Origin of the sequence: Streptococcus mitis (assembly GCF_965111735.1) — a bacterium.
GTDB classification, from domain to species: domain Bacteria; phylum Bacillota; class Bacilli; order Lactobacillales; family Streptococcaceae; genus Streptococcus; species Streptococcus mitis_DR.
The window spans coordinates 2,138,542-2,164,903 of sequence record NZ_OZ217346.1; the positions used below are offsets into that span (position 1 = coordinate 2,138,542).

The 26,362-nt window shown below is 40.3% G+C and carries 23 protein-coding genes and 2 pseudogenes; 3 read left to right on the forward strand and 22 right to left on the reverse strand.

Features of this window, described 5'->3' with window-relative positions:
* Positions 1-115: 115 nt before the first annotated feature.
* The 10 genes and pseudogenes from ACLV7W_RS10445 to adcR form a co-directional block, all read right to left on the reverse strand.
* Entirely contained in the window at positions 116-1,102 is a 987-nt protein-coding gene (locus tag ACLV7W_RS10445; RefSeq protein ID WP_001030020.1) for a rhodanese-related sulfurtransferase, read from the reverse strand.
* A gap of 132 nt (positions 1,103-1,234) precedes the next feature.
* Positions 1,235-1,531, reverse strand: a complete 297-nt coding sequence (locus tag ACLV7W_RS10450; RefSeq protein WP_261009217.1) for a bacteriocin immunity protein — start codon at positions 1,529-1,531, stop codon at positions 1,235-1,237.
* A 55-nt stretch (positions 1,532-1,586) separates the two neighbouring features.
* A pseudogene (locus ACLV7W_RS10455) lies at positions 1,587-1,670 on the reverse strand (CPBP family intramembrane glutamate endopeptidase); the annotation flags it as partial.
* A gap of 121 nt (positions 1,671-1,791) precedes the next feature.
* Positions 1,792-1,956 carry a hypothetical protein gene (locus tag ACLV7W_RS10460; protein WP_153208810.1) on the reverse strand — a complete coding sequence of 55 codons (165 nt, stop codon included), beginning with the start codon at positions 1,954-1,956 and terminating at the stop codon, positions 1,792-1,794.
* A 490-nt stretch (positions 1,957-2,446) separates the two neighbouring features.
* Positions 2,447-3,331 (reverse strand): SPFH domain-containing protein, encoded by an 885-nt coding sequence (locus ACLV7W_RS10465; protein WP_004235732.1) that lies wholly within the window; start codon positions 3,329-3,331, stop codon positions 2,447-2,449.
* Positions 3,332-3,480: 149 nt separating this feature from the next.
* Positions 3,481-4,632, reverse strand: a complete 1,152-nt coding sequence (locus ACLV7W_RS10470; RefSeq protein WP_045612453.1) for an iron-containing alcohol dehydrogenase — start codon at positions 4,630-4,632, stop codon at positions 3,481-3,483.
* Between the two features lie 284 nt (positions 4,633-4,916).
* Positions 4,917-6,422, reverse strand: a complete 1,506-nt coding sequence (adcA, locus tag ACLV7W_RS10475; protein ID WP_084926284.1) for a zinc ABC transporter substrate-binding lipoprotein AdcA — start codon at positions 6,420-6,422, stop codon at positions 4,917-4,919.
* A 9-nt stretch (positions 6,423-6,431) separates the two neighbouring features.
* Positions 6,432-7,238 carry a metal ABC transporter permease gene (locus tag ACLV7W_RS10480; protein ID WP_045612455.1) on the reverse strand — a complete coding sequence of 269 codons (807 nt, stop codon included), beginning with the start codon at positions 7,236-7,238 and terminating at the stop codon, positions 6,432-6,434.
* Complete coding sequence (locus tag ACLV7W_RS10485; RefSeq protein WP_001269496.1) at positions 7,231-7,935, reverse strand: metal ABC transporter ATP-binding protein; 705 nt, start codon at positions 7,933-7,935, stop codon at positions 7,231-7,233. Before ACLV7W_RS10485 ends, ACLV7W_RS10480 begins: the two co-directional genes overlap by 8 nt.
* The gene (adcR, locus tag ACLV7W_RS10490) at positions 7,935-8,375 is read right to left on the reverse strand and encodes a zinc-dependent transcriptional regulator AdcR (RefSeq protein ID WP_218774397.1); all 441 of its coding nucleotides are present in this window, start codon (positions 8,373-8,375) and stop codon (positions 7,935-7,937) included. Before adcR ends, ACLV7W_RS10485 begins: the two co-directional genes overlap by 1 nt.
* Before the next feature lie 249 nt (positions 8,376-8,624).
* Here adcR and ACLV7W_RS10495 point away from each other — a divergent pair.
* Positions 8,625-9,881 (forward strand): annotated as a pseudogene (locus ACLV7W_RS10495) (ISL3 family transposase).
* Positions 9,882-9,950: 69 nt separating this feature from the next.
* Here ACLV7W_RS10495 and dltD (ACLV7W_RS10500) read toward each other — a convergent pair.
* From dltD (ACLV7W_RS10500) to ACLV7W_RS10550, 11 genes are all read right to left on the reverse strand, one after another.
* Positions 9,951-11,219, reverse strand: a complete 1,269-nt coding sequence (gene dltD, locus ACLV7W_RS10500) for a D-alanyl-lipoteichoic acid biosynthesis protein DltD (RefSeq protein ID WP_411865906.1) — start codon at positions 11,217-11,219, stop codon at positions 9,951-9,953.
* A complete protein-coding gene (dltC, locus tag ACLV7W_RS10505) occupies positions 11,212-11,451 on the reverse strand; it encodes a D-alanine--poly(phosphoribitol) ligase subunit DltC (RefSeq protein ID WP_000351967.1) in 240 nt (79 codons plus the stop codon). The genes dltD (ACLV7W_RS10500) and dltC overlap by 8 nt, the downstream gene beginning before the upstream one ends.
* 13 nt (positions 11,452-11,464) lie before the next feature.
* The gene (gene dltB / locus ACLV7W_RS10510) at positions 11,465-12,709 is read right to left on the reverse strand and encodes a D-alanyl-lipoteichoic acid biosynthesis protein DltB (protein ID WP_411865907.1); all 1,245 of its coding nucleotides are present in this window, start codon (positions 12,707-12,709) and stop codon (positions 11,465-11,467) included.
* Positions 12,706-14,256: a D-alanine--poly(phosphoribitol) ligase subunit DltA gene (gene dltA, locus ACLV7W_RS10515; RefSeq protein WP_411865908.1), complete on the reverse strand. Its 1,551-nt coding sequence runs from the start codon at positions 14,254-14,256 to the stop codon at positions 12,706-12,708. The genes dltB (ACLV7W_RS10510) and dltA overlap by 4 nt, the downstream gene beginning before the upstream one ends.
* 20 nt (positions 14,257-14,276) lie before the next feature.
* Positions 14,277-14,408, reverse strand: a complete 132-nt coding sequence (locus ACLV7W_RS10520; RefSeq protein WP_033682482.1) for a teichoic acid D-Ala incorporation-associated protein DltX — start codon at positions 14,406-14,408, stop codon at positions 14,277-14,279.
* Between the two features lie 443 nt (positions 14,409-14,851).
* Positions 14,852-16,015 (reverse strand): D-alanyl-lipoteichoic acid biosynthesis protein DltD, encoded by a 1,164-nt coding sequence (gene dltD / locus ACLV7W_RS10525; RefSeq protein WP_261181940.1) that lies wholly within the window; start codon positions 16,013-16,015, stop codon positions 14,852-14,854.
* A gap of 47 nt (positions 16,016-16,062) precedes the next feature.
* Positions 16,063-17,217, reverse strand: a complete 1,155-nt coding sequence (gene dltB, locus ACLV7W_RS10530) for a D-alanyl-lipoteichoic acid biosynthesis protein DltB (protein WP_261181942.1) — start codon at positions 17,215-17,217, stop codon at positions 16,063-16,065.
* A gap of 405 nt (positions 17,218-17,622) precedes the next feature.
* On the reverse strand, positions 17,623-18,327 hold the full coding sequence (locus tag ACLV7W_RS10535) for an MIP/aquaporin family protein (protein WP_004262009.1): 705 nt from the start codon (positions 18,325-18,327) through the stop codon (positions 17,623-17,625).
* Positions 18,328-18,396: 69 nt separating this feature from the next.
* Positions 18,397-20,223 carry a type 1 glycerol-3-phosphate oxidase gene (gene glpO / locus ACLV7W_RS10540; protein WP_411865909.1) on the reverse strand — a complete coding sequence of 609 codons (1,827 nt, stop codon included), beginning with the start codon at positions 20,221-20,223 and terminating at the stop codon, positions 18,397-18,399.
* Positions 20,224-20,264: 41 nt separating this feature from the next.
* Positions 20,265-21,773: a glycerol kinase GlpK gene (gene glpK, locus ACLV7W_RS10545; protein WP_411865910.1), complete on the reverse strand. Its 1,509-nt coding sequence runs from the start codon at positions 21,771-21,773 to the stop codon at positions 20,265-20,267.
* A gap of 159 nt (positions 21,774-21,932) precedes the next feature.
* Positions 21,933-23,360, reverse strand: coding sequence for a helix-turn-helix domain-containing protein (locus tag ACLV7W_RS10550; protein ID WP_411865911.1), 1,428 nt, complete (start codon positions 23,358-23,360; stop codon positions 21,933-21,935).
* 164 nt (positions 23,361-23,524) lie between these two features.
* On the opposite strand from ACLV7W_RS10550, the gene hslO reads away from it, so the two are divergent.
* Both hslO and dusB read left to right on the forward strand, forming a co-directional pair.
* Entirely contained in the window at positions 23,525-24,397 is an 873-nt protein-coding gene (gene hslO, locus ACLV7W_RS10555; RefSeq protein WP_261040037.1) for an Hsp33 family molecular chaperone HslO, read from the forward strand.
* Complete coding sequence (gene dusB, locus ACLV7W_RS10560; RefSeq protein ID WP_180374981.1) at positions 24,384-25,364, forward strand: tRNA dihydrouridine synthase DusB; 981 nt, start codon at positions 24,384-24,386, stop codon at positions 25,362-25,364. The genes hslO and dusB overlap by 14 nt, the downstream gene beginning before the upstream one ends.
* 70 nt (positions 25,365-25,434) lie before the next feature.
* Here the strand turns inward: dusB and ACLV7W_RS10565 are convergent, their stop codons facing one another.
* Positions 25,435-26,133, reverse strand: coding sequence for a hypothetical protein (locus ACLV7W_RS10565; RefSeq protein WP_411865912.1), 699 nt, complete (start codon positions 26,131-26,133; stop codon positions 25,435-25,437).
* Positions 26,134-26,362: the final 229 nt, after the last annotated feature.

Here is a 26,362-nt window from a genome sequence, read left to right on the forward strand (position 1 = left end):
ACTCCTTTGAAATCGTTTACATATAGTATACCTTATTTTTCTGAAAGATACAGAAACAAACTTTAGATTTTTGAGTAAAAAGCATAGAAAAACAGCCCCTGAGGACTGTTTGATCTTATACAGTAGCTGCTTGATCCAAGCTTTCACCGATAGCGGCTAGGCGCTCGACAACTTCAGCTTGTGTCAATTCATGTTCTGAAACATAGCGGTTACGTGGGTGAACACGGCACTCGTGTGAACATCCACGAAGGTACTTGTCTTCATTTTCTTCTGATGTCAAGATACGACGGTTACAGAATGGATTTCCACAGTTGACATAACGTTCACATGGTGTTCCGTCAAACCAGTCTTTTCCTACGATAGTTGGGTTGACATGGTTAACATCTACGGCAATACGCTCGTCAAAGACGTACATTTTCCCATCCCAAAGCTCACCTTGGACTTCTGGGTCTTTACCGTAAGTTGCAATTCCTCCGTGCAATTGACCGACATCTTTGTAGCCTTCACGGACCATCCAGCCTGAGAATTTCTCACAGCGAACCCCACCTGTACAGTAAACCACGACACGCTTGTCCATGAATTTTTCTTTGTTATCACGAACCCATTGTGGCAACTCACGGAAGTTGCGGATATCTGGGCGGATAGCCCCACGGAAGTGTCCTAGGTCGTACTCATAATCGTTACGTGTGTCAAGGACAACTGTATCTTCGTCAAGAAGAGCTTCTTTGAACTCTTTTGGAGACAAGTAAGCACCTGTTGTTTCAAGTGGGTTGATGTCATTGTCAAAGTCGTTGTCTTCCAAACCAAGGTGGACAATTTCTTTCTTATAGCGAACAAACATCTTCTTGAAAGCTTGTTCACTCTCTTCGTCAATCTTGAACCAGAGGTCTTCCATGCCTGGGAGGCTGTGAACGTAGTCCATGTATTTTTGAGTTGTTTCGTAATCACCTGAAACGGTTCCGTTAATTCCTTCGTCAGCGACTAGGATACGGCCTTTAAGGCCGATTGATTTACAGAAAGCCAAGTGGTCTGCAGCAAATTGCTCTGCATTTTCAATTGGAGTATAAAGGTAGTAAAGTAAGACACGAATATCTTTTGCCATAAGATTTGTTCTCTTTTCTATTCTTAAATTTTCAGAATTTTTCATCTAACTATACTAGTATACCTGCTTAAGAAAACGAATGCAATTTATTTGACTGAAAATTTATAGAAAGAGTCCTATCCCTGTACTTCATCAGTAGCCATAGCGAATAGCTGATAATTCTCTCAATTTTTTGATCTGATCGGCTTGATTTTCTGACAAACTCAGCTTGTTATCAATCAACACACGTGAGATGTCAACATTCATTTGACTCAAAATAAATGGGGTAGAGGTCCCATCGTCCTTTAATCGTCTTTTATAACTCACTAACTGATTTTTCAAGGGAGTCAGTTGAGGCGTATCCTTTATATCTTCCAATAGATGATTTATGATAGTCATGGCTTCACAACGTCTTTCACTGCCTCCAGCAAACCATTTTAATGGTGTCATACTTATTTTCCTCCTTAAGTTGAAAAGCTATCATTCCTAACTCTCGCGCCAGTATTTACCCAAACACCCTATGTAAAAAAGTCAGCAAAAATGGTAATGTTGCGAAAATATTATTAATCACATAAGACGCATAAGCAGGATTGAAGTTTTAAAAAAGTAAAACTTAATCTTAACTACCGACTTAGCAACTAATCTAGCAAGCCACAATAAACCATCTCATTGAAATACTAGTCCTATCTAGACTGAACTTAAATTTTTGTTTAGAGGCTGGACAAAAACTCAATTTCAGGAGAAAACGAAGTAAATCTTCCCACAATAAAGCTGATATGATAAAAATCCTCATCGCTCCAAACAACACTATCCATGAAAGATTCATGAGTATGATCATCTGTAAAATCAAGACTCCCTAAAATCACATCTGCCAATTCTCCTAATGTTTCTTTTTTAGAAATCTGTATATTCCTGTAGCAACCTTTTCCAAGTTTTACGGAAATAACACCTCTCTTTTATTTTAGCATTAATTTGTCTAACTAGATCAGGTATAAATAGGAAAATGTACAGAAATTTTATGTTTCACGAGAAACACTCTATATCATCTATTATAAAAATGAGAGTATTAGGTATCTATCTGCTTGTCAGATAGTAGACCTACACTCTATCCCCATAGCAATTCACAAGTTTTTCCACAATTTGTTAATAACTAACTTAAAGTGTTTCTTACTTCCAAATTTATAGGAAATAATATATGTTTGGTCTATTAAATAGATTCAGTGAACTAATAGTAGCAGCAGAACACTGACAGTTATCCACACTTATCCACAACCTGTTAGTAACTTTTGTGAATAGTCTTATTTAAGCTAAGATTCATCTCTCACCATAACTAAAAAAGAGCCTGACTCCAAGCTCTTTAGTCTATTATTTCTTCTCAGCACGTAGAGCTGACAAGATTTGTGTACGAATATCATCCACACCATTTGGCGTATTTGGTAAAAAGATGGTTTGATTTCCTTTAGAGGCAAAGGTATTCAAGGTATCCAAATACTGGTTGGTCAAGAGGATGGACATGATTTGTTCTTCTGTCATGCCAACATTGGCTTCCTTGAGTTCGGTGATAGACTCTGCTAAGCCATCCACAATCGCCTTACGTTGTTGGGCAATCCCCACACCATGGAGGCGATCTTTTTCTGCTTCGGCTTCAGCTGCAGTGACGATTTTAATCTTATCAGCTTCCGCCAATTCTTGCGCTGCGACCCGCTTGCGCTGCGCCGCATTGATTTCATTCATGGATTGCTTGACTTCTGCATCTGGTTCGACCTTGGTAATCAAGGTTTTCACGATAATATAACCGTAAGTAGTCATTTCTTCTGCTACTTGGTGTTGAACTTCAAGGGCAATCTCATCTTTTTTCTCAAACAATTCATCCAAGGTTAATTTGGGAACAGAAGAGCGAAGAGCATCTTCGATATAAGATTTAATCTGAGATTCTGGACGCATGAGTTTATAGTAGGCATCTGTTACGCTCTGCTCATTAACACGGTACTGAGTCGCTACATTCATCATAACGAACACATTGTCCTTGGTCTTAGTCTCAACCACAATATCGCTTTGCAACAAGCGCAACTGAATCCGCGCTGCAATCGAGTCAATCCCAAAAGGCAAGCGGATGTGAATACCGCTATTGGCAACCTTTTGGTATTTCCCAAAGCGTTCAATAATCGCCACCGACTGTTGACGAACCACATAAACTGTACTCAGTGTGACTATCACCAATAGGAGCACACAAACCACCACAAAAATCATCAAAAATGTTGTTACCATCGCGACGACCTCCATCATTATTTTTTTCTGTATTATAGCACATTTAAAGAAGGATGTGCAGTTTTTACTGCAATTTTTCCTGAAATGTCAATAATTAGAGGTGAATTGTCACATTGTCGTCAAATCTCTTGCTAAAACAACTCTTTATAAAAGGCAATCGTTTCTTCTAAGGTTGGCATAAATGGGTTTCCTGGTGCGCAGGCATCAATCAAGGCATTCTTAGAAAGGTATTCAAAGTCGAAATCTTTTTCTTCAATACCAAGTTCAGTCAATTTCTTAGGAATACCTACTGTCTCAGAAAGCTTCTCAATCTCAGCAATCGCATAATCGGCACACTCTTCATCTGATTTATCCTCTACATGGAGTCCCAAGGCCTTAGCAACATTGCGGAAAGCTTCTGGTACACGTTTAGCATTTTCACGTTCTATAACTGGTAGCAACATGGCACAGCAAACACCGTGTGGCAAGTTATATACTGCACCGAGTTGATGAGCCATTGAGTGAACATAACCAAGACCAGCATTGTTAAAGCTCATACCACCAAGGAAAATAGCATTGACCATACCTTCACGCGCTTCAATATCGTGTCCATTTGCTACAGCGCGAGGAAGGTATTCCTTGATAAGCTCAATAGCACCAATAGACAGTTTCTTGGTTACATCATAAGCACCAGGTGTTACCAAAGCTTCAACAGCGTGAGTCAGAGCATCCATACCTGTCGCAGCAGTCAAGGCTTGAGGTTTTGAAATCATCAATTCAGGGTCATTAACAGAGATAAGAGCAAGGCTATTCTTGTCAACCATTACCATCTTAACCTTGCGTTCTTCGTCGGTAATCACATAGTTAATGGTAATTTCTGCTGATGTACCTGCAGTAGTATTGATAGCTACAACTGGCAAGCCTTTTTTAGCAGACTTATGAAGCCCTTCATAATCCTGTGGTTTTCCACCATTTGTAGCCATGATAGAGATACAACTAGCTGCATCCTGTGGAGAGCCCCCACCAAGACTGATGATAAAATCACATCCATGTTCTTCCAAAGCAGCTACCCCATCTGTGACATTCTTACAAGTAGGGTTTGGCTCTACATCGCTAAAGATGACATATTCGATTCCTTCTGTATCTAGCGGTTTTAAAACCTTAGGCAAAATGTCACTTCCTTCGATAAACTTATCTGTCACCAAAAGTGCCTTTTTATAGCCAAGTTCCTTGATATAAGGACCCACTTCATTTACAACACCTTTTCCAATAAGGTTGACTGCCGGAACATAAAATGTAGCCATATAATTTTCCTCCTGCGCCTTCGCGCTATCTATTTAACATCATTATATTACTTTTTGTATTCGTTTTCAATCATTTGTGAAATATCTAACAAATGTTTTTAAAAGAAGTGAAATTTGATTATTATTTATAAGATCCTTTTTCAATATGATACTCTGCTCCTTGAAACAAAATTGCATCTACCAAAGATAACAGCTATAGGCTATCCGCCGACACATGAAATAGGCTATATATCAGCCCCTATTTCAAAAAACCGACTAGCTCCTATGAACTAGTCGATTTCTCATCAATGCGCCAACATTTCTTGGGCAATTTCTTGGCCAGATAGGTTATCTGGGTAGTAGGTTGGCCAGTTATCCATTTCTTCAAAGAGGGCTTCTTGGCTTGTACCTCCAAAGAAGATATGGAAATGTTCTGCCTTAACTGGGGCGATATTATGGTCACTAAACTGAACATACTTGAACTGTCCAGCGTCTGCATCCGTTGCTTCAAAGAGGAAGCGCACGCCACGATTGCCTTTCTTGTAAGTCAAGATTTTCTTACCAACATACTTGTAGGTGAATTTCTTACTTTGTCCACCTTGAACAAATTCCATAGTATTATCAGTGATGTTAATCTTAGTCACATCTGTCTGATAGCCTTTTGTATAGTAGGCCTTGTACTCAGCCTGAGTCATCTTACCAGTCAACTTAGCCTTGTAGTCAAAGACTTGATCAAAAGTTCCATCTTCAAGGAAAGGATAAACTGATTGCCAGTTACCTGCATAGTCACTCAAGGTGCGGTCCTTGACGTCTGCATCCTCAAAGTAACCATTTTGGACTGTCTTGGTATCCTCTGCCTTTTCAGGTTCGATTGCTGGGCCCTCTTGGTCCGTTGTTTGTTTCAAAGCCTTGAGGTTTTTCTCCATCACGGAAATATAGTTTTCACCAGCCTTGGTATCCTCTTCTGTCAGACTTTCTAAAGGATTAAGGACATCTGTTTTGACACCTGCCTCTTTTGAAAGTGTGTTAGCAAGGGCTTGTGAAGCATTTTCTTCAAAGTAGATATAGGCAATTTTATTTTTCTTGACATACTCTGTCAATTCTGCCAAACGTGCAGCTGATGGTTCTGCATCTGGAGAGAGACCTGAGATTGCGACTTGTTTGAGTCCATAGTCCAAGGCGAGATAGTTAAAGGCTGCGTGTTGCGTTACAAAGCTCTTTTGTTTGGCTTGAGACAAGCCTTCTGCATAAGCCTTATCCAAGGCTTGTAATTTTTCGATATAGGCAGCTGCATTCTTCTCAAAAGTCTCTTTTTTATCAGGATAATCTGCTGACAAGCTGTCACGGATGTGCTCTACTAGTTTAATGGCACGAACTGGTGATAACCAAACATGGGGATCGTACTCATGGTGATGGCCTTCTTCTCCATGGTCATGGTCTCCCTCTTCTTCCTCACCACCTGGCAAAAGCAACATATCGCCTGTCGCCTTGATGGTTTTGACCTTTTTCTTATCCAAGGTATCTAGCAATTTAGGAACCCATGTTTCCATGTTTTCATTTTCATAAACGAAGGTATCTGCATCTTGGATTTTGGCAACTGCCTTGGCAGACGGTTCATATTCATGGGGTTCTGTACCAGCACCGATTAGGAGCTCTACATTAGCCGTATCTCCTGCGACTTGCTTGGTAAATTCATAGACAGGGTAAAAGGTTGTCACAATATTTAGTTTGCCATCTGCCTGCTTTTGATTGGAACAAGCCACTAAAAACAAGGCACATAGACTGGCGAGTAATAAGCTAATTTTTTTCATGTTCATCTCCTATTTGATAAAACGTCTTACTAAACTAATGAGTAAAAAGACAGTTACAAAAATAATGGTAATACTTGCACTTGCAGGTGTTTCTGCATAGTAGGAAATGTAAAGTCCTGCTACCATTCCCAAAAATCCAATAGCACTGGCAAGCAGCATAACCGATTTAAAGTTTTTCCCCAGACGCAGGGCAATACTAGCTGGCAAGACCATAATGGTCGATACCAGAAGAGCTCCCGCAGCTGGAATCATAAGGGCAATGGCCACCCCCGTCACCATGTTAAAAAGAATGGACATGGTACGAACTGGCAAGCCATCCACAAAGGCCGTATCCTCATCAAAGGTCAGGATATACATAGGACGAAGGAAGAGGAAGGTCAAAATCAAGACAACCGCCGCAATGACAAAGAGGGAAATGACCTGCTCTTCGCTAATAGTCACGATTGAGCCGAAAAGGTACTGGTCCAAACTCATAGAACTCGAGCTTTTACCCTTGCTCATGACAATCAGAGAAACAGCCAGACCTGTTGACATGAGGATAGCTGTCCCGATTTCCATAAAGTTCTTGTAAACCGTACGGAGATACTCCAGGAAGACTGCCGCAATCAAGACAATGGCAATAGTAGAAATAGTCGGAGAAATTCCTAGAACCAGACCAAAGGCTACACCCGAAAGCGAAACGTGGCTAAGGGTATCACTCATCAAACTCTGACGACGCAAGATAAGGAAGGTTCCAAGAACTGGCGAGAAAAGACTCATAGCAATAACGGCCAGAAAGGCACGCTGCATAAAGTCATAAGATAATAAACTAAGCATGGCCTACCTCCTGATCATTCTCATGAACATTGAAACAACGCCATGGTGAGTCTTGGTTACGGACTAGATGGATATTGCGGTCCGCATAGTCCTTAACTTCTTCAGGGTCATGGGTAATCATCAAAACAGCCTTGCCATGATGATGGGCGCTGTGGTGCATGAGTTCATAAAATTCATTTTTACTTCCTGCATCCATCCCCGTTGTCGGCTCATCTAGGATAAACACATCTGGATCCGAAGCAAACATACGCGCAATCACCGCTCGCTGTTTTTGTCCTCCAGATAGAGACCCCAAGCGTTTGTCTCGGTGTTCCCACATGCCAACTGAGTCCAAACTAGCCTTGATATGCTCCTCATCATGAGCATTCAAGCGACGGAACCAACCTTTTCGCGGATAGCGACCCGACTTGACAAATTCATAAACCGTACTTGGAAAACCAGCATTAAAGCTGGCAATTTGCTGAGGCAGGTAGGCAATTCGCAATTTTTTACCCTGCGTATTTGTCTTTGAAATGGTCACCTTGCCAATGCGTGGCTGAAGAATTCCAAGACTGGCCTTGATGAGTGTCGTCTTAGCTGCCCCATTTTCCCCTGTCAAGGTAACAAATTCCCCACTATCAACACTATAATTGATATGTTCAAGAACGGGCTCCTTATCATAATAGAAGGATAAATCCTCTACCGTAATATATCTCATTATTTGATTTCTCCTACTAAAGCAGTCAAAAACCGCTGGATCACTTTTTGTTCATTTGGAGTAAACTGAGTTGCCACTTGTTCATAGGTTAAAAGTGTATGCTCATGGTGATGATGGTGCTCCTCAGCGATTGGACGAGCCAAATTAGTCAACTGATAAAAAATCACACGCGCATCCTTTGGATCCTTAGATGTCTCCAACATTCCTTCCTTGACCAAAGACTTAATGGCCTTGGTAACTGCCGCCTGACTGACATTGAGACGACGCGCCAATTCTGAATTTGTTAAAGATTCCTCTGACAAAAGCATGAGAATGTGCTCCTGAGTATTGGTCAGTGCCACCTCGCTAGTGCAATGACCTATTAGAATTTCATGCTGATTTTCTGCCTGCAAAATTACCTCATTTAAAAAAGCATCAATATCCTTAGCTAGCTGTCTCATATCTGACTCCTTTCCTTTTGGATTTCTCTTTTTTAAGAGAAAATACTATTCTGTGCAAAATTATTTACTGGTTAATTATATCACAACCAAAAAAAGAGTCAAGAAAAAACGTGAAAACTAGTTTCGGCTCTATAATATTTGTAGTGGGTAAATCCCCTATGGATATTATGGAGCCTATTTTGTTGTAGAAAAAAAGTTCCATAATATCTATAATGAAAAGCAACAAAACAACTCATTAGAAAGATTCATATGGAACAATTACATTTTATCACAAAATTACTAGACATTAAAGACCCTAATATTCAAATTATAGATATCATCAATAGGGATACACTCAGGGAAATCATTGCTAAATTGGACTACGATGCCCCATCTTGTCCTGATTGTGGAAGTCAAATGAAGAAATATGACTTTCAAAAACCGTCTAAGATCCCTTACCTCGAAACAACTGGTATGCCTACTAGAATTCTCCTTAAAAAACGCCGTTTTAAGTACTATCAGTGCTCTAAAATGACGGTCACTGAGACTCCTCTAGTAAAGAAAAATCATCAAATCCCTCGTATCATTAATCAAAAATTGCTCAAAAGCTGATTGAAAAGACTTCTTTGACCGATATTGCTCATCAGCTGTCCATTTCAACTTCAACTGTTATTCGCAAGCTCAATGACTTTCACTTTAAACATGATTTTTCTCGCCTTCCACAGATTATGTCCTGGGACGAGTATACCTTTACAAAGGGAAAGATGAGTTTCATTGCGCAAGATTTTGAAAAGCTCAATATCACCGCTGTTCTTGAAGGTAGAACACAAGCTATTATCCGAAATCACTTTCTTAAATATGATAGGGCAGTCCGATGTCGAGTGAAAATCATTACTATGGATATGTTTAGTCCCTACTATGACTTGGCTAGAAAACTTTTTCCGTGTGCTAAAATCGTTCTAGATCGTTTCCATATTGTACAACATCTAAGCTGTGCTATGAGTCGTGTGCGTGTCCAAATCATGAATCAGTTTGAACGAAAATCTCATGAATACAAGGCTATCAAACGCTACTGGAAACTCATCCAACAGGATAGTCGTAAACTTAGCGATAAACGTTTTTATCGTCCTACTTTTCGTATGCACTTGACCAATAAAGAGATTCTAGACAAGCTTTTGAACTATTCAGAAGACTTGAAACACCACTATCATCTCTACCAGCTCCTGCTTTTTCACTTTCAGAACAAAGAGGCAGACAAATTTTTCGGACTGATTGAGGACAATATAAAGCAGGTTCATCCTCTTTTTCAGACTGTCTTTAAAACCTTTCTAAAGGACAAAGAGAAAATTGTCAATGCCCTTCAACTACCCTATTCAAACGCCAAATTAGAAGCGACCAATAATCTCATCAAACTTATCAAGCGCAATGCCTTTGGTTTTCGGAACTTTGAAAACTTCAAAAAAAAGGATTTTTATCGCTCTAAACATCAAAAAAGAAAGGACGAAATTTGTCCTTTCTCGAGCTTAGCTTTTCTTCAACCCACTACAGTTGACAAAGAGCCCTAGTTTCATCCTTGAACTCTTCTATAATTATGATCTATTGAAATTCCTTGACATCTCCATCATAAGTAGCCCAGTCTTTACTGAAAAAGCGCTCATTCAGATGATAAGTCGGGGCTGGTGTGGGATTGGATAGGAAAGGATCAACTGCCTTGTCAAAAGCCAACCAACCTAACCAACCAATATGAATTGTATCTTTTACAAAATAAGGTTCAGCACCATTTTTTGAAAAATCTGCTATATTGGTAAAACCTTGACTTTCTAACTGATAACGAATCTTTTCAACTGCATGTTGATACATATCTTGATTTAACCCTGTATAATCAATCCATTTTTTATTAACAGGTTGAATCACAAACAATACATTTACTTTTGAATTCGCAAATTGATTTAAAACTAATTGCAAGTCATTATATTCAGATGATTTTAGAAAATTATAATTTTTCTGATAATCCTTCCACTTTTTTAAATCTTTCTTTACTTGCGTATCATAGAAATGATTTTCCATCCCCATATCATTATTCGTGGTATTTGCTTCAGCATCTTTTACAGCAATTTCTCTCAATGCATCGTAGGAAAATTTATCTGGTAAGTCTTTTAAATACTTCTCCACACGATCTCTATATTTTTCTCCATCATTCACTGACAATTGTCCAAATAGAAATGATTGTTTTTGGTTGAATCGTGCCAATGTATCTATAAGTGTCTGATCTATTTCTGAAAGTTGCTCACCCTCGGTTATTTTTTTGACTATATCTCCCAATACTACATCAGGATACTTTGTCATTAAACGCTTAGCAGCGTAACGACTTGACACATCTCCAGACTGATTTTCTAAAAAAGCGCCCAATTGATCCGTGTTAAAATACCTACGAAAAACTGCAGGTTCATACTCTGTTTCTGTGAACCACTGAGGAGAAATAACAAAAACAGCTTGTTTATTTTCTATCTCTGGCAATATTTGCTGCATACCAAAGTACTGATTCAAAGAAGCTGCTCCTGCTTGACCTAAAAAATAGGGTCTATAGGAACGATTGTACTTCTCTGCTAAAACAGCTGGATGCATACTATCAAATCGAATCCACTCACTAGAACCAAAAAAGGGAATAAATCGTAGACTTGGATCCGAAAGAGCTCTCACTTTCTGAAATCTTTCTCTGAAACTTTGTGTACTAATCGCTGCTGCATATCGTTTTTCTTGTGATAAATTATAACTTTTACTAGTAGGATAAAAGAAAATGAGCAAAAAAACCAACAAACCAGCTATCAAGACCGGTCCGAAGATCATCCATAAGCGTTTAAGCATTTTGTAGCTCCACAATGCCAGCTATGATTTTATTAGCTGTATTCCAGTCATCGCGACCAAACTCTGTTACAGGGACACGAATGTCAAAACGGTTTTCAATCTCCACAATCAACTCAACCGTTCCCATACTATCCAAGACACCTGCATCAAAAAGATCTTCATCCATCATGTCAGAAACATCTTCCATAAACAACTCATCAATAATTTCGATAACTTCTGATTTGATATCCATATTTTATTTCCTTTTATTTTTTAAACCATAAATCATTCAAGAATCCAGAAAAGATTAAGAATGACAGCATGACGACATGGAAGGTGACAACCATGCCAAGCAACTGAATCCAGCGATTCTCAGGTAGAGCAGGCTTCCCTGCTTTTTTCCGTTCCTTATTGAGCGTTTTTTTCTTGCGAATCCAAGCGTCATTGATGACCAAGCCTAATCCATGAAAAAGTCCATAGGCGATATAGTACCAAGTCACTCCATGCCAAAATCCCATAATCAGCATATTTACAATATAGGCCACACTTGAGGTTACATTGCGATTCTTAAAGACCTTCTTTCTGGTCAATACCATCACCATTCGCATAAAGACAAAGTCACGGAACCAGAAAGAGAGACTCATATGCCAGCGATTCCAAAATTCCTTTAAATCCCTTGATAAAAATGGTTTGTTAAAGTTGATTGGGCTACGGATTCCCATCAAATTTGAAATGGCTAAGGCAAACATAGAGTAACCTGCAAAGTCAAAGAAGAGTTCCAGACCAAAGGTATACATAACTGCCAAGGCATAGGGGTTAAAGAAGCCACCTGACTGCAGGGCTAGATTCTTCAGAGGAGGTAGTAAAGTTTCTCCTAAAACATGAGCCAGGATAAACTTGTACAAAAATCCCCACATGATATAGCGAACGGATTCTTCCAGCATATCCATCAACTCATCCCGCTCAGGAATGGTCTGATAATTTTCATTAAAACGCTTAAAGCGATCGATTGGACCACTTGAAAAAGTCGGCATGAAGAGAAGAAAACGGAGGAATTCCCAGAGGGTAAAATCCTTAATCACTCCATCTCTCAGCTCGATGATAATCCCAACCGAACGAAAGGTCAGGTAAGAAATACCCAAAAACCCAAGCAAAGACTGCGTTCCATTGATAGCCGGCTGCACCTTGACAAAGATAATCGGAAGGAGGGACAGAAAACTAACTAGGTAGAAGGCCCACTTGCCATCCTTGCTTTTTCGATAATGCTTGTAGAAGAGTACGAGCAATATTTCCCAGCACAGGTAAATACCCAAGGCAGCCAATTGATTGGTCTTCCCACCTACCAACATGGTGACGATAAAGAAGAGGCTAACCAGCACTTCATACCAGGCAAAGCGTTTCTTGAAAAAGAGACCGATAAAGATGGGCAAGGTTGCAGCAATCACATAGACAAAATACTGAGGATTCCCATATGGCTCTAAATGAGGAAGCTGTTGAAAGAACTCCATCATCTCTTGTTCACCTCGTTAATCAATCCTTTGATGTCAATCTTTCCATTTGGAGTCAGTGGCAAACTGTCTCGGTAAAGGAATTTAGACGGCATCATGTAGGACATCATGATATCTGTTAAATCTTCCTTGATAGCCTTGGTAATATCAATATCTCGCTCAAACTGCTCACGAACACCGTCTTTCAAGATGACATAAGCCAATAGATTTTGCACCTTGTGGTCTTTATTATAACGTGGCACAGCTACAGCAGACTCGATAAAGCGAGACTTATTGAGGTTTTGAGAGACATCTTCTAACTCAATGCGGTAACCGTTGAACTTAATCTGGAAGTCCATGCGTCCGCCGTAGAGAAGTAAGCCTTCATCTGTCATAGTTCCCACATCTCCTGTATGGTAGGCTGGCAGACCTTCAAACTCAAAGAAGGCTTCCGCTGTTTTTTCAGGATTGTTCATATAGCCTTTTGACACAGCTGGCCCAGAAACAATGATTTCTCCCTGTTCGCCATTTGGCAATTTATTGCCGTCCTCGTCAATGATAAAGGTTGGAGAATCGGCCTTGGTATAGCCGATTGGTAGGCGTTTGAGAGTCGCTAACATCTCGTCTGTCACAGCAACAGCTGACAGGGCTACTGTCGCTTCTGTTGGGCCGTAGGCATTGATAATACGGGCATTTGGGAAACGTTCGCGCAGTTTTTGAGCCGTTTTAACCGTCAATTCTTCGCCATCAAAGTAGAAATGCGTGATGTCAGGCATTTTCTCACTATTAAAGGCTTCAGACAACATGGCCATATCTGCAAAAGAAGGGGTTGATGTCCAGATAGCGATTGGCAATGAAAAGATGGTCGCAAAGAGTTGCTTAAAGTCCTGAGTAATAGCTGAAGGAAGAGCGAAAAGCGTACCACCCAGTGCCAAGGTCGGCGCCCAGTACATGACAGACAGGTCAAAAGAATAAGGTGGCTGAGCCAGCATTTGCGGACGACTTGGCGTCGCAAATTCCTTATCCGTAATCATCCAGTTGGTAAAACTGAGGAGGTTATCATGGGAAATCTGCACTCCCTTAGGCTTACCAGTCGTACCAGAAGTAAAGATAATGTAGTAGTTATCATCTCCCTTGACTGGATGCGTGATCTCATAGCTAGTCCCTTGAGCAAAGGCTTCATGAACCTGAGCTAGATTCAACATCGGTGTAGAAATCTGCTCCAATGGAAAATCTGAGATGGCAATAATCAAGCTTGGCTCCGCTACTTCTAAAATAGCTGAAACTCGCTCCAAGGCCGAATGGCTATCAATCGGAATGTAGGCATGACCTGACTTAGTCAGCGCTACAAATGTTGCCAACATTTCATATTCTTGGCCTCCAAAGACAACCACAGGAGACTTCTCTGGTAAATCCAGTTGATCGATGGCTGCAGCCAAACTATCCGAATCAGCCTTTAAATCTCCATAAGTGTGTTCCTGTCCCAAAACATTGTAAACAGGATAGCTAGGCTGTGTCTGAGCAAAATGCTCAATGGTTTCAATCATATCTACGATTGCTTTATTTGACATAATAAGGATTCTCCTTCAAGTTAAAATTCATTATAGATAAAGCTTCCTTGACCCTGACCAAGATAGCTAAAGAAGTAAAGCAGCCCTAGAAAGATAAGAAAATACAAGGCTGTCCGACCAAGAAATATGTACAATTCTTTTCTCTGTTTCATCAAGAAAAACCATTCATTTCTGTAATTTTCCGCTAAAATAAAATCAATTTCTTACTAATTTATTTTTCTGCTATTATACCACTTTATAGACTAGTTTTTCAATTGTTTACCCGTCTATTTTCACTACGTTCCAGTAACATTAATTTGTTCCATATGATTCTTTCTAATGATAGCTTAAATGCTTTTCAGTATGGATTATATGGGGAGCTACAACATAGTAGGCTCCATACTACCTATAGAGGATTTTTCCACTATAAATATTATAGAGCCTTATCTTATGTCTCACTTTATCTAGAGATTTTTATAGTATGTAATCCTAGAATTCACTGTAGATGAATTCTTGAATGTTCGAAAAATCGGTCACAAAACAATAAATCACAATGCTTAAGATAACCGTATAAAAAAATAACGTCCACAAGATTAAGCGATGTGTGTTAGTTAGCTTAGTTTGCAAATTTGTATAGTTCTTTTTCAACTTCCATCCATCCTTTCACTCCAACGTGCATCACATCAAATAAAAAGTAATCATCATACTCTCTGTTTCCATAGTTTAATACCGTTGCACCATAGTTTTTTGCGACATCTTCTATTTTTTTATAAGTTTTCTCCCGCATCTCTCTTGAGACACCTGTGTAGTCATTCCATTTACCATTTACTGGGAAAATAATGACCTCAACTTCAATGCCCAATTCCTTGGCAACTGTCAAGAAAAGTTCCATATCTGAATACTCTGGTGACTCGAGGTAGCTCAAATCTTTATTAGAATTCTTCAGCGATGTATAACGATCTTTTAAATAAGTATTGTAGTAGTTATTATCAACAGCATAATCATTATTGTCTGTTTTCTTTTTGACCTCTTCTACAAACTGATTCGTCATTTTCTCCCAATCATAGTCTGGGGTTTTGTCTCCTAGTGAAGGATAATCTGATTTGGCATGTTTTTGATAAAAAGTCTGTTTGAGTTTAAAGGAATAAATCGCGTTATCAAACTCTAATAGTTTTTTATCAACAATCGTTCCTTTCTCATCTATGAAATAACTTTTGTATTTTTTGTAGATGTCATTTTGTTGCTTGTTCCCCTTGGTAATCTCGATAATGCGATTGATTAGTTTTTCTTTCGTTTCCTTACTAATCTTATCATTATCTAGCATATGGAAAATATGTTCCTGAGAAGCCTTGTTCAAAAAGGCATCTTGATGAGTCCCATCTTTTTCAAACCACTGAACCGACTCTATTATAGCCACTTTTCGCTTAGTCATAGATCCTTCAATTGAGCCCAAGGTCGTAGCCTGAATGATGTTTTGTGAATAGCTGGTTCCAATCTGCATGATATTAAAATCGTTGTAGTTAAAAATTTTATTGGGATGGTAGTCTTCATTTATCGTCGCAACCAACTCTGATGAGCCCAATAAAACCAGTGTATTGGGAGTAATATTGCTTGTCAGAATATCTCTACTTTTATACTTTTCATACGAAGTGCTATAGCGAATACTGTTATCCTTTACTTTATAATAATCATCAATCTTCTTGACGTATGTCACATTTAAAAGGGCAAGCGTCGCAATTACGAGCACAAGCGATAGCAAAAATGCTTTTAGTTTAATCATCTAGTTTTATCCTATCCCTTCGATCCGTCCAATCTCTTTTCAAGTTCTTATCTCTTTAAAATCGTAAGTAAGATTTTATAGGGTTCACCTGAAAAGATAAAGAAACCAAGCATAACCAAATTCATGGTCACAAACCAACTTAGTAGTTTATACCAATTTTTATTTTTATTTTTCTTATAAAAATTGCTTTTCTTTTGATACACTTCAAATCCAGCCATCAAGACACCGTGATAAAAACCATAAACAATGTAGCTAACACTAAGGCCATGCCAAAAACCCATGACTAACATATTGACCATATAGGCATAGGTTGCATTGTGTAGTCTATTTTTAAACCATTTTTTCCTGATAACCTGCATCAATACTCTTGAAAATACAAAATCTCTCAACCAGGTCGACAAGGTGATATGCCATCTGGTCCAGAAATCCTTGATATCGACACTCAAGAAAGGTTTGTTAAAGTTCATCGGTGTCTGAATACCTAGAATATTGCTACTTCCAACGGCCATTAGACTATAGCCTGCAAAGTCGAAGAACAGATACAAGGTATAGAGGTACATATACTTGATTGAGTAAACGACTGTGCCAGTATTATTTAGAGCGAGTAACATCTGATAAACATAGGTTGATAAAACAACCTTGTAGAGAAGGCCTAGAACGATACGATACACACCGTCCCCTGCTAACTCTAGATACTCTTTTCGAGGCATGACCTCGTTTATCTCTTTTAAAAATCTCCTACTCCGATCAATCGGACCAGCACTAACTGTAGGGAAAAAAAGTAAAAATTGCAGGTAGTCTTTTATGCTAATCTTTTCTTTAATCAAGCCATCCGATATCTCCAGCATGATCTGAATGGTCTTAAAGGACATGTAAGAAATTCCAATAAAGGCCAACAAATGCAGAGAAGTCAGGGCAAAGACTTTATTAAGCACCAAAGGAAGAATGGATAGGAAAACCAGTGATTTCAGTCTCTTTGCTTCTATCTTCTGTGCTAGAAAAACCAGAAAATATTGATAAACAACAAAGACAAGCAAATAGACCATCATCGCTCGGCTCTTGCCATAAATAGCTCCTGCAAATAAGAGGGAGAGCGCCAAAATATAGTAGTCCTTACGTTTTTCAAAAAAGTTTACTACAAAACCAATCAGTAAAACTACAAACAAAAGAAGGAAAAACTCATTCCCCTCGAAATAATTCATACCAGACAAACTCCTTTTTTCTTTTTCTCATCTCATGATTTATCTTTTTAAAATTAGTTCCTATCATATTACCAAAGATAGTTAACTTTATTCATTATATCATAATTTAAAAACTATAAATACTTCTATTATTTCATTTCTTAAAATAAAAAATCCAACTGACTCTTAGTACTGAACCCCAATAATGAGACAAAATTATTCACACAATAAATAAAATTCAAGAACAAAAAATTTATGAAGGAACCGGTGAAGGATTCTGACTTTTTAGCTGAAATACTAATCAACACCAGTATACAAACTTAAAAAAATCAAAATGACCAAAATGAAATGAGAAAGTACTCCTTTATTTTGGTCATTTTTTGTAAGTTGTGTTTATTGAGGTATGAATAATTGAGTTTTAATGTCTTAGAAAAGTGAGAATACAAGCACGGCCAAGGCTGCTCCGATAACAGGTCCCACAACAGGAATCCAGGCATAAGACCAGTCTCCGTCTCCCTTGTTTGAAATTGGAAGGATACTGTGCATGATACGAGGTCCAAGGTCACGCGCAGGGTTCAAGGCATAGCCTGTTGTCCCACCTAGTGATAGACCGATACCGACAATCAAAGTCCCCACTGCAAAAGTTCCGATACCTGCCTGAAGATCATAAAGCCCCAAAGCAAAGATTGTCAACACCAAAACAAAGGTGCCTAGGATTTCGCTGATCAAGTTTGATACAGTATCTTTGATGGCTGGTCCTGTGCTGAAAGTAGCCAAAATATTTCCTGCATTTTCTTCTGCCTCATAATGCGGCTTGAATTGCAACCAAACCAAAATCTGACCGATCATAGCCCCTGCGAACTGGGCTAGGATGTAAGGGAAAACGGAAGCCCAAGGCAAACCACCTTTCAAGGCCACACCAATCGTCACAGCTGGGTTTAAATGAGCTGGACTGAGCTTGCCGGATACAAATACTGCAACCGCAACTGCAATCCCCCAACCCATGGTAATCACAATCCAACCTGAGCTGTTGCTCTTGGTTTTTGGAAGAACCACACCAGCCACAACACCATTTCCTAGAAGAATCAGGATTAAAGTTCCCAAAAATTCTCCAAATAATTCATTCATCATCTTTCTATCTCCATTAAAAAGAAGGGGCGGGCGACAAGGAGTCCTGCCCTCCACCTCTTTTATTTTTTCTTAATTTTTTAATTCTGCTAAATCGTTGTTAGCGAGAGCTGCTTCTACATCAGCACGGTAAGTTGTTTTCTCTTCTTCTGTCCAGTCATAGAATCGTCCCATTTCATTCAAAACTGGCTCAACGATGCTATCCAAACTATCACGCATAAAGAGCATGTGGTTGGTACGACGAAGAAGGAAGTCAACTGGGCTCAGAGCCAACTCGTTGCGCATTGCATAGTGAAGGGACAAGGTGTCTGCCAAGCTAAGACCTGGTGCTTGTTCTAAACTATGAGCAAGAGCAAAGACCTTCGGTGCATTTGAACCGTAGAGATTTGCTAAATAGTGAGCTTCCTTGCTATCCAAGCCACGTGACACTCCAAGTTGCGCAAAGGCTTCGATTTCTGAGTCCACATTTGCTGGGTTCAATTCCCCACCTGAAACAGGGTAAGTCTTAGAGTTGATCAGTTTAAAGCTGCGGTCAAATTCTGCTTTGAGGATGTCAACCACGCGCTCCATAGCTCCTTCAGCCATCTTACGGTAGTCTGTGATTTTACCACCAGCAAGGGTCAAGAGGCCATTGTCATCACGGTCCAAGCTCGAACCACGTGAAACTGCAGATGGGTCCAAATGTTTCTCAGATGTGCTGCTTTCAAGCTTGCTAACAGCAGACTCAACATCTTCACGCGTTTTTTCTTTAGAGAGATAAGATTCAACAGTCGCAATCAAGTTGTTAAAGCTTTCATCACTGATTGTACCGTTATTTCCTCCATTGTAGTCAGAAGCGCTATTGCCTGCGATCAATGGACGAAGACCTGCCCAGCTACTTTCAATGTCAGCAACTGTAATATTCGCTTCTGGGAAGCGGTTGTTGACAATGCCAAGTAGGTAATCTACATCTTCCTGAGTCACTTTTGGATGTTCCAAATCACCTGTGTAGTCTGTATCAGTTGTACCAAAGTAAGTCTTGTTTTCACGTGGGAGAACAAAGACCATACGACCGTCACCCAAACCTGTGTCAAAGTAAACTGGCTGTGAAACCTTGATCTTACTTGAATCCACTACCAAGTGAACTCCCTTAGTTGGACGCATTTGTGAGAATTGTGTTCCCTTATTAGACAAATTGCGCACCTTGTCGCTCCAAGGACCTGTTGTGTTAATAACCAGACGGGCCTTGATTTCAAAGACTTGGTCTGTCAAGAGATCACGAGCTACAACACCTGTAATCTTGCCACTTTCGTCAAAGAGGAAGCCTTCTGCCTTCACGTGGTTAGCAATGAGGGCACCGTCTTGGTTGGCACGTTTGATATTTTCAATCACGAGACGCGCATCGTTGTTACGGAAGTCAAGGTAAACCCCACCTCCTACCAAACCTTCTTTCTTCAAGTTTGGCTGGCGTTCCAAAACTTCTTCCTTGCTCAAAACCTTGTTAGCAGCTGGTGTGTTGTTAACTCCTGCCAAGAGGTCGTAAAGATCCATAGCTACTTTCAGACGGAAGAGGCTAAAGGTCGCTCCATCTTCATCGTAAACTGGCAAGAGCATTGGGTCTGGTTTCGGAATGTGTGGAGCGATTTGTTGAACTACAGCACGTTCTGAAACTGTATCTGATACCACTTCTACGTCGAATTGTTTGAGGTAACGAAGACCGCCGTGAACCAATTTTGTTGAACGGCTGGATGTTCCTTCTGCAAAGTCTTGCATTTCAATCAAACCAGTATCTAGACCACTAGCTGCCGCCTGCAAGGCTACACCAGCACCAGTGATTCCTCCACCGATAATCAAGAGGTCCAAGGTACGTTCCTGCATTTTTTGAATTGATAATTCACGTGTTTTCTTTGAAAATTCCATATTTACACACTTTCTAACTGAGTCGCTTTATTCTTCCAGTATTAGTCGTCTATTTCCGCAAAGACTTGGGTTGCTTTTACAGCCTTCTTCCAGCCCTTGTAGAGTTGTTCCTTGCGCGATTCGTTCATAGATGGCTCAAAGAGTTCTCCTGTCTCGTTCAAGAGTTTCAACTCATCCAAGTCCTTCCAATAGCCCACTGACAAACCTGCTAGGAAGGCTGCCCCTAGAGCTGTTGTTTCCAAGTTTTTGGCGCGTGCGATATCGATTCCCAAAATATCAGCTTGGAACTGCATGAGGAAGTTATTCATGGCTGCACCACCATCTACCTTCAAGACTTGGATAGCTGTCTGCGCATCCACTTGCATGGTATCGATGATATCACGGACTTGATAAGCGATAGATTGCAAGGTTGCCTTGATAAAGTCTTCTTTACTTGTTCCACGAGTCAAACCAAAGACAGAACCACGAGCGTTTTGGTTCCAGTATGGAGCACCTAGACCTGTAAAGGCTGGAACGACATAAACTTCATCGTTGTTGTGAGAATCACGAGCGTATTTTTCAGATTCTGGTGAATTTTCTACCATGCGAAGACCGTCACGAAGCCATTGAATGGCACTTCCTGCGATGAAGATAGAACCTTCTAAGGCATAGTAAACCTTGCCGTTAATTCCGTAACCAATGGTTGTCAAGAGGTTATTTTCAGACAACTGCATTTCTTCACCAGTATTCATGATGATGAAAGAGCCTGTTCCATAAGTATTTTTAACCATACCAGGTTCAAAGGCCAACTGTCCAAAGAGGGCCGCTTGTTGGTCCCCAGCCATACCTGAGATTGGAACTTCTCCACCATAGAAATGGAATGGGGCTGTTTTACCGTAGATTTCAGAGTTAGAACGAACCTCCGGAAGCATAGCCTTAGGAATGTTGAGGATTTCCAAAATCTCATCATCCCATTTGAGTTCTTTAATGTTATAAAGCATGGTACGGGCTGCATTTGAGTAGTCCGTCACGTGAGCCGCACCGTCAGTCAATTTCCAAACCAACCAAGTATCAATGGTACCAAAGAGCAATTCCCCTTTTTCTGCTCGCTCTTGAGCGCCTTCTACATGATCCAAAATCCAACGAACCTTAGTCGCTGAGAAGTAAGCATCGATGATCAAACCAGTCTTTTCATGGAATTTTTCCACATAACCTTGGTTTTTTAGTTGCTCAGCTAAAGGGGCTGTTTGGCGAGACTGCCAAACGATTGCGTTGTAGATAGGAAGCCCTGTTTTCTTATCCCAGACAACAGTTGTTTCACGCTGGTTAGTAATACCGATTGCTTCGATTTGATTTGGCTTGACACCACTTTCGATGAAAGCACCCGCAATAACTGACTGAACAGAGTTCCAAATTTCATTGGCATTGTGCTCTACCCAACCTGCCTGAGGGAAAATCTGGGTAAACTCTTTTTGACTCGAGCTAACTTTTTCTCCTTTTTTGTTGAAAATAATGGCACGAGAGCTTGTAGTCCCCTGGTCAATGGCCATGATGTATTTTTCTTGTGACATGTGCTGTCCTCCTGATAAAGATCTTGAGGATGTTTCCTCTTTACACTTACTAGTATACAAAATAAAGCGCTTTCTTGTTCATCAACTTTTTTTAATTTTTAAAAAAATGTGAGGAGATTGTGTGAATTTCACAAAAAAGACCTGGAACGACCAAGCCTTTTAAGTGAATAATAACTGACGAATAGCCGCCAAATCTTCCATATCCAAGTCATTTTTTAAATAATAGACTGGGGTTTGTTCCTTCTTATGAATGGGGTTATTGGTAACCAGCAAATCATAATGTCGAGTTCGGTCATAGGCTTCAATGGTAATAAAACGATTGTATTCCAAATACCGTTTTAAAATGGCTGCCATCCTTGAAAAGACAAGAAAACCAGATGTCAAATCCAGACCAATCCGCATATGCTGACCACCATTTTCTGCCATATATTCCATCAACTGAAGCCATTCCCAGAGAATTTTCTTATCCAAATCCGTCCCCTGCTGAAAGGCAGGTAGAGCATGAAAAATCTCCTCTGCCGTCCCCCTAAAATCATGTTCCATCAGTAAATATGGATGACGATTCTCTAACTTGTACTTGTAGCAATCCTGTAAAATATAGCCCTTATAAAGATAGACTTGAGCACAAAGCTGACTGAGTTCATAGGTAACATGGTCCTCTGTGTAATCACCCAGTAACTCCTCCTTCTTCATTTCTTGAATCAATTGCGTCAGCAAATCTGCCAACTGCCCTCCAAAACCAAGAATATACTCCATAGTATGAAGAGGAAGAATACGATGAGATAGGAGAAATGAGAAGAAAATCATCATCTCCCCATCCTCAATTCCGAGAGGAAGGTGTTGCCCAGCAAAAAAGGACGGAGCCTTTCTCAGCAAACGAAGATAGGAAATATTGTCAAAATACCCTCGCATTTTCTCTTCTATGACTTGAAACTGACAGGCATTGACCCGTAGACGTTGTTGACTGATGTGGGACCAGAGAACCAAGTCTAACTTCTGCCCCGAAGACAAGCTTGCACCGCAGATTTCTTCTAAAGTGGCAATCTCCTGATTTCTCTCTGGCTTCTGCATGTGACCTTCCCACTCCTGACTCGACCAAACCTTGCGGAAAAGACAGAAATAAAAGTAACGAATCTGATGCTCTGGACCTCGCCAACGTCCATTTTGGATGGATAAATCAAATTCTGACAAAATCTGATTTAAACTAGCCAAGTGGCGGCCAAGCGTAGCCTCACTAATCATCAATTCTTGAGCCAGCTGATGGGCTAGAAACTGCTGATGATAGAGGAGATAAACTAAAATCTGGTATTTAACAGCATTCTCCAAAAACAAGCTCCGAATATCTCTCCCCTTGGTAGCTGCACCGATCGATAGACGCAGATTTTCATCTTCTAAGTGAATAGTCAGCTCTAAGCCACTATCCAAAGCCTTGTCATTGAGTAGGGTGACATATTTGGTTAGGGTTGCTTTTGAAAATCCTGTTTCTTCCATTACAGCCTTGACGGTCGTCTGAGACTCTTGTAATAGAAAGGAAAGGATTGAAAATTGACCACACTCGGCTTTCTCCATCAAATCTCCTAAATACATTTGTTACCCCTTTCATTTTCTATCTTAAGCATAGCATAAATCTTACAAATGCTGAAATAATCTGTTTCTCTTTTTATTTCCCTGCTAAATTCCCGGTCCATTATCCTGAAAATCAGCAAACACACGGCTCCCCCTTTGGGCATTTTTATGCTAAAATAGTAGCTATGGATAAAATTATTAAAACTATATCAGAAAGCGGAGCCTTTCGTGCTTTTGTCCTTGATAGCACAGAAACCGTCCGCACTGCTCAAGAAAAACACCAAACCCAAGCTAGCTCAACTGTAGCGCTTGGTCGAACTCTTATCGCTAGCCAGATTCTCGCAGCCAATGAAAAAGGAAATACCAAACTAACAGTGAAGGTACTGGGATCTAGCTCTCTAGGAGCCATTATCACCGTTGCTGATACCAAGGGGAACGTCAAAGGCTATGTTCAAAATCCTGGTGTTGACATCAAAAAGACTGCAACTGGTGAAGTCCTAGTCGGACCTTTTGTTGGAAATGGTCAATTCCTCGTTATTACAGACTACGGTACTGGAAATCCTTACAACTCTATGACTCCTCTCATCTCTGGAGAAATCGGTGAAGACCTTGCCTTTTACCTGACTGAAAGCCAACAGACTCCTTCAGCAGTCGGCCTCAATGTCCTTTTGGACGAGGAAGACAAGGTAAAAGTTGCAGGTGGTTTCCTAGTTCAAGTCTTGCCGGGAGCCAAGGAAGAAGAGATTGCTCGCTTTGAAAAACGCATCCAAGCAATGCCAGCTATCTCAACCCTTCTGGAAAGCGACGACCATATCGAAGCCCTCCTCAAGGCAATCTACGGTGACGAAGCCTACAAGCGTCTTTCTGAAGAAGAAATCCGTTTCCAATGTGACTGCAGCCATGAACGCTTTATGAACGCTCTTGCTAGCCTTCCAAGTTCAGACTTACAGGAAATGAAAGAGGAAGACCACGGGGCAGAAATCACTTGTCAATTCTGCCAAACTACTTACAACTTTGATGAAAACGACCTGGAGGAACTCATTCGTGACAAATCTTAATACACCTTTTATGATTGGCAATGTTGAGATTCCCAATCGTACCGTTCTAGCGCCCATGGCCGGTGTGACTAACTCTGCCTTTCGTACTATCGCAAAGGAGCTCGGAGCTGGACTCGTTGTCATGGAAATGGTCTCTGACAAGGGAATCCAATACAACAACGAAAAAACCCTGCACATGCTTCATATCGATGAAGGCGAAAACCCTGTTTCTATCCAACTCTTTGGTAGTGATGAAGACAGCCTCGCACGCGCAGCAGAATTTATCCAAGAAAACACCAAAACTGATATCGTTGATATCAACATGGGATGCCCAGTTAACAAAATCGTGAAGAACGAAGCTGGAGCTATGTGGCTCAAGGATCCTGACAAGATCTACTCTATCATCAATAAGGTCCAATCTGTCCTTGATATCCCCCTTACTGTCAAGATGCGTACCGGCTGGGCTGACCCATCTCTGGCAGTAGAAAATGCCCTCGCTGCTGAAGCTGCAGGTGTTTCTGCACTTGCTATGCACGGTCGTACTCGTGAACAAATGTACACTGGTCACGCAGACCTTGAGACCCTTCACAAAGTCGCTCAAGCTCTGACCAAGATTCCATTCATCGCCAACGGTGACATCCGTACAGTTCAAGAAGCCAAACAGCGTATCGAAGAAGTCGGTGCTGACGCAGTCATGATTGGCCGCGCAGCCATGGGAAATCCCTACCTCTTCAACCAAATCAACCATTACTTTGAAACAGGAGAAATCCTACCTGATTTGACCTTTGAAGACAAGATGAAAATTGCCTACGAACACTTGAAACGCTTGATTAACCTCAAAGGGGAAAATGTCGCAGTTCGTGAATTCCGTGGCCTCGCTCCTCACTACCTCCGTGGAACATCTGGCGCAGCCAAACTCCGTGGAGCTATTTCACAAGCTAGCACCCTAGCAGAGATTGAAGCCCTCTTGCAATTGGATAAGACATAATAGTTTAAAACCCGTAACTCTCTTAAAGGTTACGGGTTTTTGATTGTAAAAATTCAAATAATGAGAGCTATTATTGACTCAAAGCAACACTGGAAACCTTACCATCCGCTCCTGTTGTAATTTGGATAACTTTCCCTCCACCGATTTTAGCATTATACTTACCATCGTCAAGAGTATAAGAATAGCCTTTGATAGAGTAATTTTCTTTCTTTCCATCAGCAGATTCTACTGTAAATTGACCACCTGATGAAACTGTGATGGTTTCGCCATTTGCTCCCTTCCAATTGCCTGCTGCAGCTGAGAAATCACCATCTACCATGGTTAAAACACCCTTGTAGCGTTTATTTTGCTCTGCTTGCTTGTCTTGAAGTTTGCGGTCAGTTGTTGGATCATAGCTTGATTGATTAGACTGGGCTTGAGGAGCCTGCTGAGTTGAAGGAGCCTGAGCAGGAGTTTGTTGACTAGCAGCCTGTTGATTAACTACTTCTTGACCTTGCCTTTGCTCTGGCGCAGGTTCCGCTTGTGATGGTGCTGCAGTTGCTGAAGACTGGTCAGTAGACGCCTTGGCCTTTTCAGATGAAGCTGAACTTGAGGATTTCTGAGTCTTGCTTTCTTTGCTAGCAGAAGCTGCTTTAGAGCTTGATGATTGGCTTGTCTTAGCAGAACTGCTTGCTTGAGTTGTTTCCTTTTTATTTCCACAAGCTCCTAATAGCAAGGTAGAAGCCAATACAGTTGCTGTCATCAATTTGATATAGGTTTTCTTTTTCATTTTTCTACTCCTTTGTAATATTTTAGAAATATAAAGAAATCTTTTTGTAATATAATTGTAACATTAGAATTTAAATATGTCAACGATTTATCTAAACTATTTTAAAAATCTTAAATACTTTAGATACATTTACTCCTCCTACTCTTTTATTCGTAATAAAATAGAAAAGCAGGAGATTTTCCTATTAAAAATTTGAATTTATTTTTGTGTAATCGCTTGCACCTTTAAG

What these genes read in the sequence shown, in the direction of transcription:
- ACLV7W_RS10445 (WP_001030020.1), bottom strand. Translation starts at nt 1,102, where the DNA reads ATGGCAAAAGATATTCGTGTCTTACTTTACTACCTTTATACTCCAATT.
- ACLV7W_RS10450 (WP_261009217.1), bottom strand. Translation starts at nt 1,531, where the DNA reads ATGACACCATTAAAATGGTTTGCTGGAGGCAGTGAAAGACGTTGTGAA.
- ACLV7W_RS10465 (WP_004235732.1), bottom strand. Translation starts at nt 3,331, where the DNA reads ATGATTTTTGTGGTGGTTTGTGTGCTCCTATTGGTGATAGTCACACTG.
- ACLV7W_RS10470 (WP_045612453.1), bottom strand. Translation starts at nt 4,632, where the DNA reads ATGGCTACATTTTATGTTCCGGCAGTCAACCTTATTGGAAAAGGTGTT.
- adcA (WP_084926284.1), bottom strand. Translation starts at nt 6,422, where the DNA reads ATGAAAAAAATTAGCTTATTACTCGCCAGTCTATGTGCCTTGTTTTTA.
- ACLV7W_RS10480 (WP_045612455.1), bottom strand. Translation starts at nt 7,238, where the DNA reads ATGCTTAGTTTATTATCTTATGACTTTATGCAGCGTGCCTTTCTGGCC.
- ACLV7W_RS10485 (WP_001269496.1), bottom strand. Translation starts at nt 7,935, where the DNA reads ATGAGATATATTACGGTAGAGGATTTATCCTTCTATTATGATAAGGAG.
- adcR (WP_218774397.1), bottom strand. Translation starts at nt 8,375, where the DNA reads ATGAGACAGCTAGCTAAGGATATTGATGCTTTTTTAAATGAGGTAATT.
- dltD (WP_411865906.1), bottom strand. Translation starts at nt 11,219, where the DNA reads ATGCTTAAACGCTTATGGATGATCTTCGGACCGGTCTTGATAGCTGGT.
- dltC (WP_000351967.1), bottom strand. Translation starts at nt 11,451, where the DNA reads ATGGATATCAAATCAGAAGTTATCGAAATTATTGATGAGTTGTTTATG.
- dltB (WP_411865907.1), bottom strand. Translation starts at nt 12,709, where the DNA reads ATGATGGAGTTCTTTCAACAGCTTCCTCATTTAGAGCCATATGGGAAT.
- dltA (WP_411865908.1), bottom strand. Translation starts at nt 14,256, where the DNA reads ATGTCAAATAAAGCAATCGTAGATATGATTGAAACCATTGAGCATTTT.
- ACLV7W_RS10520 (WP_033682482.1), bottom strand. Translation starts at nt 14,408, where the DNA reads ATGAAACAGAGAAAAGAATTGTACATATTTCTTGGTCGGACAGCCTTG.
- dltD (WP_261181940.1), bottom strand. Translation starts at nt 16,015, where the DNA reads ATGATTAAACTAAAAGCATTTTTGCTATCGCTTGTGCTCGTAATTGCG.
- dltB (WP_261181942.1), bottom strand. Translation starts at nt 17,217, where the DNA reads ATGAATTATTTCGAGGGGAATGAGTTTTTCCTTCTTTTGTTTGTAGTT.
- ACLV7W_RS10535 (WP_004262009.1), bottom strand. Translation starts at nt 18,327, where the DNA reads ATGATGAATGAATTATTTGGAGAATTTTTGGGAACTTTAATCCTGATT.
- glpO (WP_411865909.1), bottom strand. Translation starts at nt 20,223, where the DNA reads ATGGAATTTTCAAAGAAAACACGTGAATTATCAATTCAAAAAATGCAG.
- glpK (WP_411865910.1), bottom strand. Translation starts at nt 21,773, where the DNA reads ATGTCACAAGAAAAATACATCATGGCCATTGACCAGGGGACTACAAGC.
- ACLV7W_RS10550 (WP_411865911.1), bottom strand. Translation starts at nt 23,360, where the DNA reads ATGTATTTAGGAGATTTGATGGAGAAAGCCGAGTGTGGTCAATTTTCA.
- hslO (WP_261040037.1), top strand. Translation starts at nt 23,525, where the DNA reads ATGGATAAAATTATTAAAACTATATCAGAAAGCGGAGCCTTTCGTGCT.
- ACLV7W_RS10565 (WP_411865912.1), bottom strand. Translation starts at nt 26,133, where the DNA reads ATGAAAAAGAAAACCTATATCAAATTGATGACAGCAACTGTATTGGCT.